At 69.0% G+C, this 15,335-nt stretch carries 12 protein-coding genes; 5 read left to right on the top strand and 7 right to left on the bottom strand.

Translation table 11 applies throughout. The annotated features are described in order from the left end of the window. Positions 1-4: 4 nt before the first annotated feature. Entirely contained in the window at positions 5-1,108 is a 1,104-nt protein-coding gene (locus ACF1FZ_RS15365) for a nitrous oxide reductase family maturation protein NosD (protein WP_391773873.1), read from the bottom strand. A 123-nt stretch (positions 1,109-1,231) separates the two neighbouring features. Between ACF1FZ_RS15365 and ACF1FZ_RS15360 the strand changes: the two genes are divergently transcribed. Both ACF1FZ_RS15360 and ACF1FZ_RS15355 read left to right on the top strand, forming a co-directional pair. Beyond that, the gene (locus ACF1FZ_RS15360; RefSeq protein WP_391773872.1) at positions 1,232-1,633 is read left to right on the top strand and encodes an ACT domain-containing protein; all 402 of its coding nucleotides are present in this window, start codon (positions 1,232-1,234) and stop codon (positions 1,631-1,633) included. Positions 1,634-1,679: 46 nt separating this feature from the next. Beyond that, positions 1,680-2,180 (top strand): hypothetical protein, encoded by a 501-nt coding sequence (locus ACF1FZ_RS15355; RefSeq protein WP_391773871.1) that lies wholly within the window; start codon positions 1,680-1,682, stop codon positions 2,178-2,180. Here the strand turns inward: ACF1FZ_RS15355 and ACF1FZ_RS15350 are convergent. Continuing rightward, the gene (locus ACF1FZ_RS15350) at positions 2,119-4,383 is read right to left on the bottom strand and encodes a germacradienol/geosmin synthase (protein ID WP_391773870.1); all 2,265 of its coding nucleotides are present in this window, start codon (positions 4,381-4,383) and stop codon (positions 2,119-2,121) included. The genes ACF1FZ_RS15355 and ACF1FZ_RS15350 overlap by 62 nt on opposite strands. Positions 4,384-4,620: 237 nt before the next feature. Here ACF1FZ_RS15350 and ACF1FZ_RS15345 point away from each other — a divergent pair, with 237 nt between their 5' ends. After that, complete coding sequence (locus ACF1FZ_RS15345; protein ID WP_391773869.1) at positions 4,621-5,952, top strand: N-acetylmuramoyl-L-alanine amidase; 1,332 nt, start codon at positions 4,621-4,623, stop codon at positions 5,950-5,952. A 99-nt stretch (positions 5,953-6,051) separates the two neighbouring features. Here the strand turns inward: ACF1FZ_RS15345 and ACF1FZ_RS15340 are convergent, their stop codons facing one another. After that, positions 6,052-7,188: an aminoglycoside phosphotransferase family protein gene (locus ACF1FZ_RS15340; RefSeq protein ID WP_391773868.1), complete on the bottom strand. Its 1,137-nt coding sequence runs from the start codon at positions 7,186-7,188 to the stop codon at positions 6,052-6,054. A 231-nt stretch (positions 7,189-7,419) separates the two neighbouring features. Between ACF1FZ_RS15340 and ACF1FZ_RS15335 the strand changes: the two genes are divergently transcribed. Next, entirely contained in the window at positions 7,420-8,916 is a 1,497-nt protein-coding gene (locus ACF1FZ_RS15335; protein WP_391773867.1) for a hypothetical protein, read from the top strand. Positions 8,917-9,042: 126 nt separating this feature from the next. Here ACF1FZ_RS15335 and ACF1FZ_RS15330 read toward each other — a convergent pair whose 3' ends face one another. Both ACF1FZ_RS15330 and ACF1FZ_RS15325 read right to left on the bottom strand, forming a co-directional pair. Next, a complete protein-coding gene (locus ACF1FZ_RS15330) occupies positions 9,043-10,479 on the bottom strand; it encodes a PP2C family protein-serine/threonine phosphatase (RefSeq protein ID WP_391773866.1) in 1,437 nt (478 codons plus the stop codon). A 918-nt stretch (positions 10,480-11,397) separates the two neighbouring features. After that, positions 11,398-11,898: a tetratricopeptide repeat protein gene (locus ACF1FZ_RS15325; protein ID WP_391773865.1), complete on the bottom strand. Its 501-nt coding sequence runs from the start codon at positions 11,896-11,898 to the stop codon at positions 11,398-11,400. Positions 11,899-11,959: 61 nt separating this feature from the next. Here ACF1FZ_RS15325 and ACF1FZ_RS15320 point away from each other — a divergent pair, with 61 nt between their 5' ends. After that, the gene (locus ACF1FZ_RS15320; protein ID WP_391773864.1) at positions 11,960-12,709 is read left to right on the top strand and encodes a VanZ family protein; all 750 of its coding nucleotides are present in this window, start codon (positions 11,960-11,962) and stop codon (positions 12,707-12,709) included. Positions 12,710-12,771: 62 nt separating this feature from the next. Here ACF1FZ_RS15320 and ACF1FZ_RS15315 read toward each other — a convergent pair whose 3' ends face one another. Together ACF1FZ_RS15315 and ACF1FZ_RS15310 are read right to left on the bottom strand one after the other, a co-directional pair. Beyond that, positions 12,772-14,514, bottom strand: a complete 1,743-nt coding sequence (locus tag ACF1FZ_RS15315) for a glycoside hydrolase family 6 protein (RefSeq protein WP_391773863.1) — start codon at positions 14,512-14,514, stop codon at positions 12,772-12,774. Between the two features lie 15 nt (positions 14,515-14,529). After that, positions 14,530-14,781, bottom strand: a complete 252-nt coding sequence (locus ACF1FZ_RS15310) for a hypothetical protein (RefSeq protein ID WP_391773862.1) — start codon at positions 14,779-14,781, stop codon at positions 14,530-14,532. Positions 14,782-15,335 lie beyond the last annotated feature (554 nt).

Below are 15,335 nucleotides of genomic sequence, written 5' to 3'. Positions count from 1 at the left end.
ACCGTCAGCCGGCACACATGCCTGCCGGGACGGATGTCCCGCACGTGTTGCTGACGAAGGTGTTGCCGGTGCCCGAGGTGTCGCGGTCGGCGAGGTCGGCCGGCTTGTTGCCCTGCACGAGGTTGCGGCTGATGGTGTTGTCGGTGTTGAGCGCGCCCACGAAGCTCTTGAACAGCAGAATGCCGCCGGAGAGCGGGGTCGAGCCGACGTTGTCCCGGATGACGTTGGAACGGACGACCGTGGCCTCGCTGCCGGTCAGGACGATGCCGGACCCCTGGATCGCGGACAGGCGCGGGGTCGCCGGACAGAACTTGTTGTTCCCGATGATCCGGTTGCCGCTGATCGTCATCGCCCCGGCCGCGGGCTTGGACTCGTCACCGACGACGAACACCCCGCTGCAGTTACCGGTCAGGGTGTTGCCGTCGATCACGAGGTTCCTGACCCGGCGGGCGGTCACGCCGATGCGGTTACCGCTCACGGAGTTGTCCACGACCAGGGTCCCGCCGGTGTCGGTCGCCCCGCCCTCCTCGCTGACGGAGTTGGCGACGAAGATGCCGGCGTCACCGTTCCCGGTGGCGGTGTTGTTCCCGAAGTCACCGCGGGTGGACCGCTCCTGTGCGATGCCCCAGGTACCGTTCCTGCCGGCGGTCACCCTGCGTACGGAGAGCCCGTCGGTCCAGGACGCCCAGATGCCGCTCTTGTCGAAGCCGGAGACGGTCAGTGAGCGGATGCGGACGTCGTCGACCGTACGGTCTTTCGTCCCGATGACGCAGACGCCGTGACCGCCCGTGGCGCAGGCGTTGGCGGCCTTGGCCTTCTTGGCGCCCTTGGCCTTCTTGGTGGCCGCCGGCGTGATCACCGTACGCCCACCGGCTCCGCGCAGAGTCAGACCGGGCGTGGTGATGAGCACGCTTTCGCGGTACGTGCCGGCCAGGACGACGACGGTGTCGCCGGGCTGTGCGGCGTCCACCGCGCTCTGGATCGATTCGCCCGGACGCACCACGAGATCACGTTGACCGGACGCGGTGGAGGGAACGGCCGCGAGGCCCAGGGCCGTGGCAGTGGTCACGGTGATGCCTGCCAGGCATTTCATGTGTCTTCTTCTCATGAGCCGAAGCTATGGGCGATCGGCGGCCGGTGCCACGCAAGGTGCGCGTATGGATACATGGCGTGCCCGAATGGCTTACCCGTGCCGTCGTACCCGTTTCCACGCGGCCGGTAGCGTAGCCCCGTGACGGGCGAACATGATCTTCGGACACTCCTGCACCGGATGCGGCCGGAGCTGCGTTCCGGCCGCTACGTCTACACGACCCTGCCCGGCGGTGAGGTACCCGCCGGTGTCACCCCGGTGGTCACCGTGTCCGAGCGGGAAGGGCTCACGCTCGTCGTTCCCGAGGCGCAGGCCGTGGCCTCAGGACTCGAGTGTCATTTCGTCGCCGGCTGGATCACGCTCCGTGTGCATTCCGCACTGGAAGCGGTCGGACTCACCGCAGCGGTCTCCCTGGCCCTCACGGACGCGGGGATCAGCTGCAACGTGGTCGCCGGATTCCACCATGACCACCTCTTCGTGCCGTACGCGCGTGCGGCCGAGGCGGTCCACGTGCTCGAGGCGCTGGCCGCGGAGTCCGCGTAGAAGTGCCCGGCTCCGCAAGGTGAGCCGGGACACGTAACATGGCACCATGTCCTTCCTCCGCCGCCGTAGCGCCGCCACACCCGCGGGCCCGGACTTCGATGTCCTGGCCATGGACCCGGGGGACTGGCCCGGCAACCTCGGCGCCGGTCTGCTCCCTGCTCCCGATGGGAGCTGTCAGGGCGTGTTCCTTCGCTACGACCTGTTCGGCGGACGCGGCCCCGCGATGATCATCGGAAATCTGCCGGAGGGCTCACCGGCCCGCGAGACCGAGGAGGGCCAGGTTCCCTTCGAGGTCGCCCAGCTGCTCCTCGCCCTCGAGAACGACGAGCCGGTCGAAGTGACCGGCACCGAGGACGTGCCCGTCATGCAGGGCGACAGCCTGCTGATCGTGCGCCGTGTCAAGCTGTCCGAGAGCCGGATCTCCTGCGTCCAGTTCGACCGGAGCGACGGCGTGCTCGTCACCGTCGCCTGCTGGGACCGGCCGATCACCGACGATCTGTACGCCCTGTTGAAGCCACTTCCCGCAGAACTGTTCCAGCAGGGATGACATCTCCCCGGGGCATCAGCAGCCGCGTCACCCGCGCCGCCGACGTCCCGAACCCCGTGGGCCCGCTGATGTGCCACGGGGTTCCTGTGCCCCGGCGCAGATCCTCCTCGCGATAACGCCGGCAGTCCCGGTGCCAGATCAGGATGCCTGCCAGCCAGTGCTGGAGCTCCACCACGTAACCGGCCAGGACCTCCCTGGCCTCCGCGTCCAGATCGAAGTCGTCGTACAGAACCGGAAGCTCCTGTTCGGCGACATGCTGGAACTGGCGCATCCGTGAATTCATCAGATCATGCACGATCGCGACCCCCGTCGGGTAGTCCACCCCGAAGAAGTTCTGCACCACCAGGACGCCGTTGTGCACCTCACCCTCGTACTCGATCTCCTTCTGGTACGAGAACAGGTCGTTGAGCAGACACGCGTAATCCGCCGCCGCGTTCTCCAGGGACCGCATCGGACCGCTGCGGTAGACGGCGTCCGGCACCTTTCTGCCGTGGCCCAGCCGGCACAGGCTCATCGTCAGGTCCGAACCGAACGTCGCCCGGCGCATCTCCATGTAGTCCACCGGGTCGGGGATCCGGTTCTGCGCCTGATTGGCCAGTTCCCACAGCCAACTCGCCGTCATGGATTCCACCGCCTCCCGGAAGGTGCGGCGCGCGTCCTCGCCCATCGGACCGGCCGTCCGCCGCCAGAGGTCGGCGAGCCCTCGCTCCAGCGCGTTGACCGGCTCGGGCCCGGCCGATCCGTCCAGCGGCATGAAATGCGACAGCCGTTCGTTGGCCAGCCGTGCCCCCGCCAGATCACGGGACCGGCCGTGGACCACCGGAAACCAGTCGTCACCGTACGTCCCCCAGGTCAGCCACCCCGAGGACAGGTCGAGCTCGTCGGGAGTCGCGTCAGGATGCAGCCCCGCGGCACAGAGCGGCAGATCGGTCGCGATCAGCCGTTCCTCGTCCCAGATGTGCGAACCCGGCACACCCGGCTGCGCCTCCAGCAGCCCCATCCGGCGTGCCCAGTCCACGATCCGTACCCGCGCCCCGTCCAGATGCGGACTCAGCGTCGTGCTGAACGGCATGTCGAAGTCGGGCAGCAAGGAGGGACCGACACGCTGGTAGGGCACATGGGTGTGGCTGCGCAGCCGCGACGACTCCGAGCGGGGTGTGAAGCGGAGCGACGCGGCGGCCATGCCGAAACCGGGCACGCTCTCTCCCGCCCCGCCGCCGTTCATGTAGCGGCTGGAGCGCATGTGCCACTCATGGCCACCGGACTGCCAGTCCTGGAGCCCCTTCACGTAGGCCAGGACAGCGAGCGTCCCGTCGGCGGTCAGCCCCTTCTCCGCGCACAGCGGACCGAGTTCGGTGAGGGCGGTGTTCTCGAACTGCTGCAGGCGCGACGTCAGCAGGTCGTTGACCACTTCAGCGGCCTCCTGGGTCGAGCAGCCCAGAAACCTCTCCAGGACCAGGACACCGTTGCTGTTCTCGCCTTCGTCCTCGACCTCGCGCTGGTACGAGAACAGGTCGTTACGCAGATGCACGCCGTCGGAGAAGGCGTCCCTCAGCACCCGCAGCGGGCGTGAGGCGGACACCGCGTCAGGGACCTCCGCGTTCGCCGCGTACTCCACCAGCCCTGCCGACCACGGGGCCCCGCCCACCTTGCGGCGCATCTCGATGTACTCGACGGGGTTGGCGATGCGCCCCTCGTTGATGTTCGCGAGCTCCCACAGGGATTCGTAGAGCAGATTCTTCGTCGCCTCGGCGAACCGGGCCCGCCAGGCATCGGACATGGCAGGTACGGTCCTGGCCCAGAGGTCGGCCAGCCCCGCTTCCACCGGATTGGCCGGCTCCGGATTCGGCGCGCCCCGTTCCATGGGCATGAAGGCGGGCAACCGGTCCAGATAACGCTTGCCGCCCTCGCGGTCCGGAACCCGTTTGAACAGCTCCAGGAAATGGTCGTCGAAGAAGAAGACCCACACATACCAGTCGGTGACCAGGGACAAGGCCTCCGCCGAGCAGTCAGGGTGGGTGTACGCGCAGAGAAGTGCGTAGTCGTGGGATTCGAGGTCCTTCTCCTCCCAGATGCCGGAGCCTTCCAGCATCCCCATGCCGCGCGCCCACTCCCGGGTGTGGCTCCGGGCCGACTCCAGATGAGGGTTGAGACGTGCCGGGTACGGCACGTAGAAGTCCGGCAGTGAGAAGGGCTGTGCCATATTGCGTCCGGCCTTTCCGAGAGCTCGACGCGGTCCGCGCGGACCGGCCTGTCGGCGCCAGCACTACCCCTCGGCCATCCGGGGCACTCACGGCGCGAAATAGTCACACAATTTCAGGTCCGGCTGTGCGCGGCACTCTTGACTCTTCAGTACCTTCCGCCACAGAGTGTGCGCCGACCGACGAAGACGGGAGCGGCCCCGGGCACGGTTCTGCCACCCCGCCCAGGAAGGGTTGTCATGACGTCGAAGCAGAGGACCAGATTCGCGCTCGCCCTCACCGCGGCGGGGGCGCTGAGCGCGGCGCTCCTCTCCCCGGCTGCGGCCGGCGCGGACACCGTACGACCGGAATGCCCGCGCGGCCTGGCCTGCGACTGGATTCCAGCGGCCTACCAGCAGACCGGCGACCCGGCGGACAAGGACACCTACGGCAACTACGACACCGCGGACCGGCCCGGCAGCAACGCCGTCAAGTTCATCGTCCTGCACGACACAGAGGTCGACTACGACACCACCCTGAAGATTTTCCAGAACCCCGCCAACCAGACCTCCGCCCACTACGTGGTGCGTTCGTCCGACGGCCATGTGACGCAGATGGTGAAGAACAAGGACGTGGCCTGGCAGGCGGGCAACTGGTACCTCAACACCCATTCCATCGGCATCGAGCAGGAGGGCGTCGCAGCCGAGGGTGCCAAGTGGTACACCCCCGAGATGTACCGCTCGACCGCTCGACTGGTGCGTCACCTGGCGGCGAAGTACGACATCCCGCTCGACCGGCAGCACATCCTCGGACACGACGGTGTGCCGCCCACCAGCGCGGCGGGTACCCGGAACATGCACTGGGACCCGGGGCCCTACTGGGACTGGAACCGCTTCATGGCGCTGCTCGGCAAGCCCACGGGGCCCAGCGCGCCCAGGAAAAGCGAACTGGTCACCGTGAGCGCGGACTTCGCCAGGAACCAGCAGGAGTTCCGCGACTGCGAGAAGAACGTCGACCTGCCCCGGCAGGGCAGCAGCGCGGTCCCGCTGCACACCGGACCGTCCGCGGACTCGCCGCTCTTCTCCGATCCGGGTCTGCACCCGGACGGCTCACCGGGAACGAATTGCGCCGCGGACTGGGGCAGCAAGATCAGTGCCACCCAGCAGGCCGTCGTCGCCGACAGGGTGCCCGGCTGGACGGCGATCTGGTGGTACGGGGAGAAGGCGTGGCTGCGTACCCCCGTGGGTGCCCGGATCGTCAGCCCTGTTTCCGGCCATGTCGTGCGACCCAGGGAAGGCAGGGCGGAAGTACCGGTGTACGGCGTCGCCTACCCGGAGAAGGGGGAGTACCCCACGGAGTTCGCCAAGCCGACGGTGGGCAGCCCGCTCGTCTACACCATCAAGGCGGGGCAGGCTTTTCCCGGTGGTGGAGAGGCGCCCACCGGCTATTACTACGCACCGACGATCGACGCCTCGAAGCCTTACGACCACACGTACTTCCGCGGAGCGCAGAAGTACGTGACGGTCCAGATCGGCCACCGGATCGGCTTCGTGAAGGCGACCGACGTCGACGTGGTGCGAGCCGGCTCATGAGCAGCGGCTGAGACCACGACCGGCGCGCTGCGGGGCCCATGTGTCGGCATCGGTCCCGCAGCGCGCCCCGTCCGTCAGGCCGGCCCCGACCCGGCGTGGTCAGCGCGTGCCCACCGCCGCGCGCACGGCCCGCCGGGCCATCGCGCAGTCGTCGTGCAGCCTGCGCAGCAGCAGACGCTGCTCCTCACTGGAAGACATGACACCCTGCCGCTCCTGCCCCCCACCGGTCGATGCGCCTTCACGCATGGCCCGCTGGACAACCGTCTCATATGTACGGATCTCCCGCGTCAGGACGAGCATGAGGTTGACCAGGAAGGCGTCACGTGCCGTGGAGCCCGCCGCCTGCGCCAGCTGGCTGATCTGCCGCCGCGATGCCGGTGCGTCACCGAGCACGGCCCAGAGTGTGGCCAGGTCGTAACCCGGCAGGTACCAGCCGGCGTGCTCCCAGTCGACCAGCACGGGCCCGGTGGGCGGCAGCAGGATGTTCGAGAGCAGGGCGTCACCGTGGCAGAACTGGCCCATGCCCTGCCGGCCGCCCGCATGGGCCAAGCCGTGCAACAGCTTCTGCAGGTCACCCAGATCACGATCGGTGAAGAGCCCCAACTCGTGATAGCGGGCGATGCGCGAGGCGTAGTCAAGCGGCGCATCGAACAGGCCGGCCGGCGGCCGCCAGGCGTTGATGTGGCTGATCGCTCCGAGAACGGCCCGCAGATCCGCACGGGGCGGTGCCTCCGCCGGATGCCTCGTCAGTGCCGCGACACGGCCGGGCATCCGCTCGATCACCAGGGTGCAGTTCTCCGGGTCGGCAGCGATCAAACGCGGGACCCGAACCGGCGGACGATGCCTGACGAAGGCGCGGTATGCCGCTATTTCGTGCCGGAACCGTTCCGTCCACGCGGAGGAGTGGTCGAGTAAACACTTGGCCACCGCGGTCGCGCGGCCGGTGGTACCCACGATGAGCACCGAGCGCCCGCTGCGGCGTAGCACCTGCACCGGACTGAACTCCGGACAGATGCGGTGCACGGAGGCGATGGCCATCCGCAGCTGCGCGCCCTGGGCACCGGACAGGTCCAGTCTTCCGCTGAGTGGTTGCGCGCCCGGCCCCGCCGCCCGCCGGGTCCGACCCGTGCCGGACGCCGGTGACGCGGCGCGGGGGTCGAGATAGGGCCCGCCGCCCGCCCCCAAGGGACGAAGCGGCCGGAGCGGGGCGGGCACGGAGGACGATGCTGTGTACATGGGCGAGACAGATCCCTTCGTGCGCCGACAAGTTGCGTGCGTCGCCCCGGCCGGCGGCCGTTCGGCACCCTGGGGAGTGCCTAGGGCTGCCGGGCGGGGTGGCGCTTTCCTACCTGACACCGGTGGGCGGGTGGCACAACATCTAGCGACCCCTGGCGAACCCTGGCGAATATTCACCCGGCATCCGCCGGGGGGCTAGGGTCAAGTCAGCCGAGAACCTGGGGGCTTGACGTGACCGGAGAACCCAACACCCGCCTGTCCGACCTGTTCGGCCTGGCCGGCTGGTCCAAGGGCGAGCTCGCGAGAATGGTGAACAGGCAGGCGGCGGCCATGGGCCACCTCCAACTGGCCACCGACACCTCGCGGGTGCGGCGTTGGATCGACAGGGGGGAGTCCCCCCGTGATCCCGTGCCCGAAGTGCTGGCGGCTCTGTTCACCGAGCGGCTCGGCCGTGTCGTGACCATCGAGGACCTCGGGTTCGGCCGACGCGGGCGTGTGGGAAGGCGGCGAAAAGCCGGGACGGAAGACAATCCCGACGGTTTGCCGTGGGCGCCCGAACGGACGGCAGCGGTCCTCACCGAATTCACGGGAATGGACCTCATGCTCAACCGACGCGGCTTGGTGGGCGCGGGCGCCGCGCTCGCCGCTGGCTCAGCAATCACCGGTGCCATGCACGACTGGCTGCACTCCGAACCCGCTCCGGCGGCCCGGACCACCCGCCTCAACGACCCCCTGTACGCCGACAACGCCGGTTTCGATCTGTACGAAGCCGCCCCCATCGGATCCGAGGAGATCGAGGCCCTCGAGCACTCGGTCGAGGTCTTCCGGGCCTGGGACGCCTCCAGAGGCGGCGGACTGCAGCGCAAGGCGGTCGTGGGCCAGCTCAACGAAGTGGGCGGCATGCTCGCCTACCACCACCCCGAGCATCTGCAGCGCCGCCTCTGGGGCGTCGCCGCCAACCTCGCGGTCCTCGCCGGCTGGATGTCCCACGACGTGGGCCTCGAACCCACGGCCCAGAAGTATTTCGTGATCGCGGCACACGCCGCGCGCGAGGGTGGCGATCGACCGCGTGCGGGGGAGGCGCTCTCCCGCGCTGCACGCCAGATGGTCCACCTGGGCCGGCCGAACGACGCCCTGGACCTGATGAAGCTCGCCAAGTCCGGCTCCGGGGAGGAGACGCTGCCGCGTACCCGGGCGATGCTGCACACCATCGAGGCCTGGGCACAGGCGTCGATGGGCCGCGGGCAGGCCATGCGGCGAACACTCGGTGAGGCCGAGGAGCTCTTCGCCTCGGACAAGGGCGATGTGCCTCCGCCGAGCTGGATGCAGATGTTCGACGAGGCGGACATGCACGGGATGCAGGCCCTGGCCTTCCGTACGCTGGCCGAGCACGACCCCGGTGTGGCCTCCATCGCTCAACGCCATGCCAAGCAGGCACTCGACCTGCGGATAAACGGGCGTCAACGGTCCAAGATCTTCGACTACATCTCGCTCGCCTCCGCATGCTTCATCGCCGACGACCCCGAGCAGGCCGACCGGTACGCACGTCTTGCTCTGGTGTCGATGGGGGAGACGTCCTCGCACCGGACCTGGGACCGGTTGCGCGAGATGTACCGGCTCACCGGTCAGTTCGCGGGGCACGGCAAGATCGAGGACCTACGTGAGGAGATCGAACGCGCCCTGCCTCAAAGGGCGTCCCACAAGAAAACCAACGGCTCCCGGGTCTGACACCGGGGCCGCCGCCGACCAGCTCAGGACGACAACTGGGAACACATCGCAGGTCCGGCGGGTCGGACGGTGCCCATGGCGGACACAGGGCGGCCTGGAGCTCCTTGTGGGCGGTTCCGGAATCCCTCATGTCTCGACACGGGCCACCAACACACAGGCGCCATGGAACCGTTCGGCTGATCCGAGCGCTTCGACCATGGCTCGTACACAGTCCTGTGAGGTGCGGGCCTGCGTGAACTGAGACGTCAGCCCCAGGAGGAAATCCAGGTCGGCGCTCCAGTCGCTCCGGCGCGTCAGTCCATCGGTGTACAGCACGAGCACGTCGCCCGGGAGCAGGACCACCTGGTCCTGCTCGTAGGTGACTCCGGATGCCGCCCCGAGCAGTACCCCGTCCGGTGAGGGCAGGGGCCGCCCCACCCCGTCGCGGAACAGCAGCGGCGCCGGATGCCCCGCCTGCGCCCAGGTGAGTGTGCCGGTCGTGGGATCGAAGCGGCAGCACACGGCGCTGCTCAGGGCCGGCTGCGCCGAGCATTCGATCAGCTGGTTCAGGTGACTCATGGCCGCTCCCGGCTCGAGACCGGTCACGGCCATGCCCCGCAGGGCGCCGAGCAGTATCGCCATGGCTGAGGTGGCCGGGATCCCCTGGCCGGTGAGATCACCGACGGTGAGGAGGGTCTTTCCGTCCGGGAGCGCCAGGGCGTCGTACCAGTCGCCACCGATGAGATCACCCGGTGCCGACGGCAGGTAACGAGCGGCGATGTCCAGTCCACTCCCGTCCTGGCCGGGTACCTGCAGGAAGCCGTCCCGCGGAGGAAGGACAGCTTCCTGGAGTTCCACCGCCATCCGGTGCTCGGCGCGGGCCATCTGCTCCTGACGTCGCAGCGTGTCCCGTGTCCTGCTCACGATGTGCTGACCGCGTCTCAGCCTGCTGACATCGCGCACGACCGCCCACATGGAAGCGGTGCAGCCGTCCGCGTCCAGGACGGGTTCGCCCATCATGTGCAGGGTCTGCATACCACCGTCGGGCAGCAGGATCCTGAACTCGCCGTCTATCGGTCTGCCGTCCACCAGGCAGTCGGTCACCATGGACGTCAGGAGGGGCTGGTCCTCCCTGAGGAGGACGGACGGCAGTTCGTCGAGGGACAAAGCTCCTGTCCCCGGGGCCTTACCGAAGATCTGATACAGCTCGTCCGACCAGCTGACCTCATCGGTGAGCAGATTCCACTCGGCACTGCCCACCCTGCTGAGGAATGAGCCCGTCGGCGCATCGGCCGACGGCTCCGGGGCGGCAGCCCTTCCTGTGGATCCGGCGGCCGCGTCGCGGGTGATGCCGTCCCGCAGCTGTCCCAGATGCTCGCCCAGATCGTCGAGCTGATGAACGGCGAGCTCACAGAGCGCCCGCTGCCAGCGCAGCTGGGGATCGCCGTCGTCGATCACCGGGGTGTCGCGCCGCACGGCGTCCACGTCGCCGCGTAGCAGCCGGGCCCGGCTGATCAGGGCGTCGACGGCATCCCGCTCCGGCGGCTGCGGGGCGGGGCGGTCCGCAAACAGATGGGACGGCATCTGGTACTCCGATACAGGCGGTGCGGCCGGTTCATGGGGTGGACCGGACTCGACTGTCGCACAGGCCGAGAGGCCTCGTAAGCGGTTTGGCAACACTCGACGCGGTCTTGCTTTCGGCATATGCCATCGGCTGGGTGGAGTGAAAGAACGTCGAACACCCTTGCCGTTGACGAGAGTTGACGCAAGCAGTCGGGCGTGAACAACTCGGTGCGCGCCCGCGCGTGCGGCCCCGCGCGACTCGCGGGGGCCGGGAGCAGGGCGTATGCGGAGTGAGCGCCGAGGCGGTCGCTCGGGCCGCCTTTCGACGGCGCGCCCGGACTGACGACCGGGGATGCGTCGATCATTTGTTCGTGAATTGGATGCGGGGGTCTGTGGAGGCGTCCGGCCCCCGCCCCGGGTTGTTCGTAGCGGAATGCCCGAGGGGCCCGCCGTGGCGCGCCCGGGGCCGGACTCGTCCCCTGCTCGGGCCCGCCGCCGGAACCGGCCACGCCTGTGTGATGCGGAAGGGCCGGTGCGACGACCCGGCCCAACTGGAACCGCGGAAGTTCGACCCGGTCGCAGGCGGGCGTGTGATGCTCGGTGAGGCCCGCCGGTGCCCGGCCTCACCATCTTCCTGCTTCCCGCGAAGAATCCTTGGCCTGCATGTTCGTGGTGTGGATCACACCCCGGGGGGTGAATTGACGGGAACGCCGGAGGGTGGTTTATCGTTCACCTATACGTGGGAGTGAGGGTCCGGAGCGTACCCAGCGGTGATCCACCTCCACTTCCGCACACGAGCCGCCCCGGCTGGATTCCCCCGATCCGGCCGGGGCTCCCCCTTTTTCATGGGCCTGAGCGGGCCGCACGGGCCCAGCCGTTCTGCGCTCGTACGGCTCGCAGGCGCGGAGCTCGCAGGAACCGCACGCACAGCGCACGCGCTCACATGGTCTGCGTGAGATCCGCCGCGTAGTACTCGATGGCCGCCCGATACCGCTGCACCTGCGGATCTTCGCTCGTCGTCGCGGTCAGGTGCAGCAGCAGTCGCATGGCTTCATGATGCTCGCCGGTGTTGAACAGGGCCATGGACAGAAAGGTCCGCAGAGCCCCGTCGTCCGGGAACTCCGACACACCCCGCCGGAGCGTCTCGACGGCCTGCCCGAACCTGCCCAGGACGCGGTAGGTGCTGCCGAGCCCCAGCAGCGCTCCCTGGCGCTCCTCATCGGTGAGGCCGTCGCCCTGCAGACTCCGCTCGTAGTACGGCACGGCCTCGGCCTCCAGACCGAGCACATCGTGGACCCAGGCGGTCTGATAGGCGATGTCCGCTGCGTCGGGGAACGTGGCGGTGAGGGAGAGAAGGTGCTCCCTGGCCTGTTCGGGGTGGCCCTGTTCGCGCAGCCGCACGGCCTCCGCGAGCAGTTCGTCCTTCTTCTGTGCGCTCATTCGCTCATGCTCGCACCCGGCCCGGGGTGTGGGCGTCGATGTCGGGGGAATCCGTTCCGCCATGACAGCAGAGGCGAATGGCAGTGCACGACGCAGGAGGGTGGGACGGCTACTGTTGCGCGCCGCAGTGCTGACCGCAGCGTTCCTGGCGCTCGTCGCGTTCTCCGTGGCCCTGGCGAAGGTGACGCTCACACCGTCGCCTGCGTCGGAGGACATCGTGACCTCCAATCTGAAACCGGGGCGGTCCCTGCAGCAGTACGCGCAGGACTACACCTTCCTCGCGGCGTGCAAACAGGCCGGCGGAAATCTGCTGCTGGGCGCCCCGTTCGGTGTCCTGCTGCCGATTCTGGTGCCGCGCCGCCGCCGCATGGTCCGGATGATGGTGCTGACCGCGTCGGTCATGGCGGTCGTCGAGCTCGCGCAGGGCGCGCTCGTGGCAGGGCGGGCCTTCGACATCGACGACGTGATCCTCAATACGGCCGGCGCGCTGTTGGGATACGCGCTGGTGGGCCGGCGCATCAGCCACCGCTACCACACCCTTTCGGGCGCCCCGGCCGCCGAGAACGAAGCGGAGCGGGACACGGAACCGAGGTTCGGCCGCAAGGCGAAGGCCGGCACCGAGGGGGAGGCCGCCGTCATGTCGAAGACGGGGATCAGGGCGAAGCGAGAGAGCGGTCCCGGGGCCGGGTCCGCCGCACGCCGGAGCGCGTCCGCGCCGGTGGCTCGCGGACGCGCTCTGTTCGACAGGTGGCGCAGCCGTCGGGCGGGCCCGGGCGGGGAAGCGCCCGGGGCCCGTCGGCGCGGAGCTTAGGCCATGCCCCCGGGGTTCCGTCCGTCTCGCCCTCCGGACGGACGGAACCCCGGAGCACTCTCTCAGAGCGCCGGGTAGGCGTTCTTCATGAGCTCCTGGAACTGGGCAGAGAACCACTTGCCGGAGACCGGGGCGTCGGGCAGCGCACCGGACATGTTGTTGCCGTTTCGGGCGTTACCCTCATAGGTCGGGTCGCACATCCGGTCGAATCCCTTGCCCTCGTCGTTCGGGATCTCCTTGCTGGAGCCGTCGGACTCCCCCGGGGGCTTCATCCAGACGTACGCGTCGATGCCGGCGGCCGGAGCTGCCTGCGGCCGCTCACCGAGACCGGCTCCGGCCTGGTTGCACCAGTTCCCCAGGTGGATGCGCCGGTCGTAACGGCCGCCGTCCACGTAGGTGTCCACGTTGGTGGTCGCACCCGGTCCGGTCGGCCGGCCGGCGCCGCCCCAGCCGTTGCGTGAGGTGTCGATGAGCATGCCGATGTCGGAGTTGAAGCCGACGGAGACCAGTTCGTTGCGGAAGGCCTGGGCATAGGACTGCTCGTCCGTGTAGCGATTCCAGTCGATCCACTTCGACTGACGTACGGACGTGCCGTTGACGGTGTCGTCGATGGAGAAGTGATCCTCCGTCGTCGCGCCGTAGTTGGCAGTGTTGGTGATGAAGCCGTGCACGTCGTCGACGGTCGCGCCCTCAGTGGTCGCCGCCTCCTTGAAGATGTCGGCGGTGGGGCCGAAGTTGTCGTCCCAGCCGATCCAGCCGTGGTGCCCCGCGTCGATGTAGTTGTAGACGTTCGGAGCGTCGCCGAGCTTGTTGAGCGCGTAGCCGACGCCCTTCTGGTAGTTGCCGTTGGCCTTCATCACGTCGCACTCCGGCGTGGCCGTGGGCCGGCCGCCCGCGTTGGTCACGAGGTTCGGCAGGGAGTCGATCTCGACGGTGGTGACGATGCGCAGACCCGCGTACTTCTCATCGGCGAGGATGGCCGCGATCGGGTCGATGTACTCGCTCTTGTAACGGCCGATCTCGGTGGGGCCCAGCTCGCCGTTGGAGGCGAGTGCCGAGCAGTCGCGCCCGGGCAGGTTGTAGATGACGAGCTGGACGACGAGTTCGCCGGAGCCCTTCTGGGTCAGGGCCTCGTCCAGGTGGTCACGCAGGCCCATGCCGCCGTTGGCGCCCTCGATGGCGGCGATGCGGTCGAGCCACACACCCGTCGGCTGGTTCGCGACCCGGCTGCCGCCCGGTTCGGCGGCGGCGTTGGCCGACCACTCGGGGTTCACGTAGACCTTGGCGCCCTGGTAGGGGTTGTCCGCCCGCTCACCCGCGGGCGGGTCGGTCGGGTCCGGCGGATCGGTCGGACCGGTGGTGCCCCCGTCGCAGGTGACGCCGTTCAGCTTGAAGGTCGCGGGTACGGTGCTGTTGCCGTTCCCGGTCGCGTTGAAGCCGAAGGTGGCGGAGGATCCGGTGGCCAGGGCGGCGTTGTAACCGGCGTCCTTCGCGGTGACGGCGGTGCCGCTCTGCGAGACGGTGGCGTTCCAGCCCTGGCTGACCTTCTCGCCGCCCGAGAACGACCACTGCAGCTGCCAGCCTGATATGGCGGCGCCCAGGTTCTTGACGCTCACGGAGGCCGTGAGTCCGCCGTTCCACTGGTTCTGGATCTTGTAGTCGACGGTGCAGCCCGCCGCCGCCGCGGCGGAGGTTCCGAAGGGGGCTGCCGCAGCGGCGGAGCCCGCGGCTGCGGCGACGAGTGCTCCCGCGGCGATGAGCGCCGTTCGGGATCGGCTCAGGGTGGTGCGGCTCGTGCGGCTCATACGAATTCCGTTTCCTCAGCTGTCGAGGGCGCGCAGATGTTCACGCGGCCCGTTTCCGTACGGGATGGGGGTACCGTCGTAGTCGCTGATCAAGGACGGGGCCGTGGAACGCGGTCCCAGGTGTTCCAGGTCCGTCCGGGAGAAGAGGCCCCTGCCGTCGAACTCCTGCACGACCCGGTCGGCGGATCCGGTGGGGGCAGGTGTTCTCGCCGATCTCGCCCGTGGTGAGGGGGTCTCGGCCTGGGCGATGCGAGCGGGGCGCCGCAACTGCCTTCGTTCGCACGGAGGCCGGAGTTGCAGGCAGGCGAGGACGAGCGGTCGTGCGTGCCCGTGGTCCTCATGCCCGGCACCGGGGAGGGCGCCGTCGGCGCGCGTATCGGAGTATCCGGCGTAAGCGCCGGCCGGGCGGCCGTGCCCCGGGCCTCGGCCCGCCGGGCCGGCTCTTCCCGGGCACTGTCGTCCTTCTCGTCCGCGTACTGCGGATCCATGGTGTTCAGGCCAAGCCGGCACTCCTTGTTCAGGGGACACAGGGGCGGTGCGGTGACTCCCGCCGAGGCCCGCCCGTGCAGAGGCGTGCTCGACGAGCTCGTTGTTCCGCATCTCCGTTCCGGACGGTCCGGAGGAGGGGGCGGAAGGATCCACCGGACCGGTGGAGCCGGCCGGATCCGCGGTGCGGAGCGTGCTGTCGAGCCTGGAGGCACCGGTTGCGGGGTCCGGCCCGCACCGGCGGCCAGGAAGACCGCCGCAGATCCCGCACCGTTCGCGCGTGTCCCGTTCAGGCTGTCGCCGGTCGTAGCGTCCGCCTCGTGGGAACCGCCCCC

Source organism: Streptomyces sp. NPDC014623 (assembly GCF_043088245.1).
Lineage (GTDB): Bacteria > Actinomycetota > Actinomycetes > Streptomycetales > Streptomycetaceae > Streptomyces.
This window is presented reverse-complemented; position numbering and strand designations above follow the sequence as displayed.

Excerpts from the sequence above, each read along its gene's own strand:
- ACF1FZ_RS15365 (WP_391773873.1), bottom strand. The coding sequence starts at position 1,108 with ATGAGAAGAAGACACATGAAATGCCTGGCAGGCATCACCGTGACCACT.
- ACF1FZ_RS15355 (WP_391773871.1), top strand. The coding sequence starts at position 1,680 with ATGTCCTTCCTCCGCCGCCGTAGCGCCGCCACACCCGCGGGCCCGGAC.
- ACF1FZ_RS15350 (WP_391773870.1), bottom strand. The coding sequence starts at position 4,383 with ATGGCACAGCCCTTCTCACTGCCGGACTTCTACGTGCCGTACCCGGCA.
- ACF1FZ_RS15345 (WP_391773869.1), top strand. The coding sequence starts at position 4,621 with ATGACGTCGAAGCAGAGGACCAGATTCGCGCTCGCCCTCACCGCGGCG.
- ACF1FZ_RS15340 (WP_391773868.1), bottom strand. The coding sequence starts at position 7,188 with ATGTACACAGCATCGTCCTCCGTGCCCGCCCCGCTCCGGCCGCTTCGT.
- ACF1FZ_RS15330 (WP_391773866.1), bottom strand. The coding sequence starts at position 10,479 with ATGCCGTCCCATCTGTTTGCGGACCGCCCCGCCCCGCAGCCGCCGGAG.
- ACF1FZ_RS15325 (WP_391773865.1), bottom strand. The coding sequence starts at position 11,898 with ATGAGCGCACAGAAGAAGGACGAACTGCTCGCGGAGGCCGTGCGGCTG.
- ACF1FZ_RS15320 (WP_391773864.1), top strand. The coding sequence starts at position 11,960 with ATGACAGCAGAGGCGAATGGCAGTGCACGACGCAGGAGGGTGGGACGG.
- ACF1FZ_RS15315 (WP_391773863.1), bottom strand. The coding sequence starts at position 14,514 with ATGAGCCGCACGAGCCGCACCACCCTGAGCCGATCCCGAACGGCGCTC.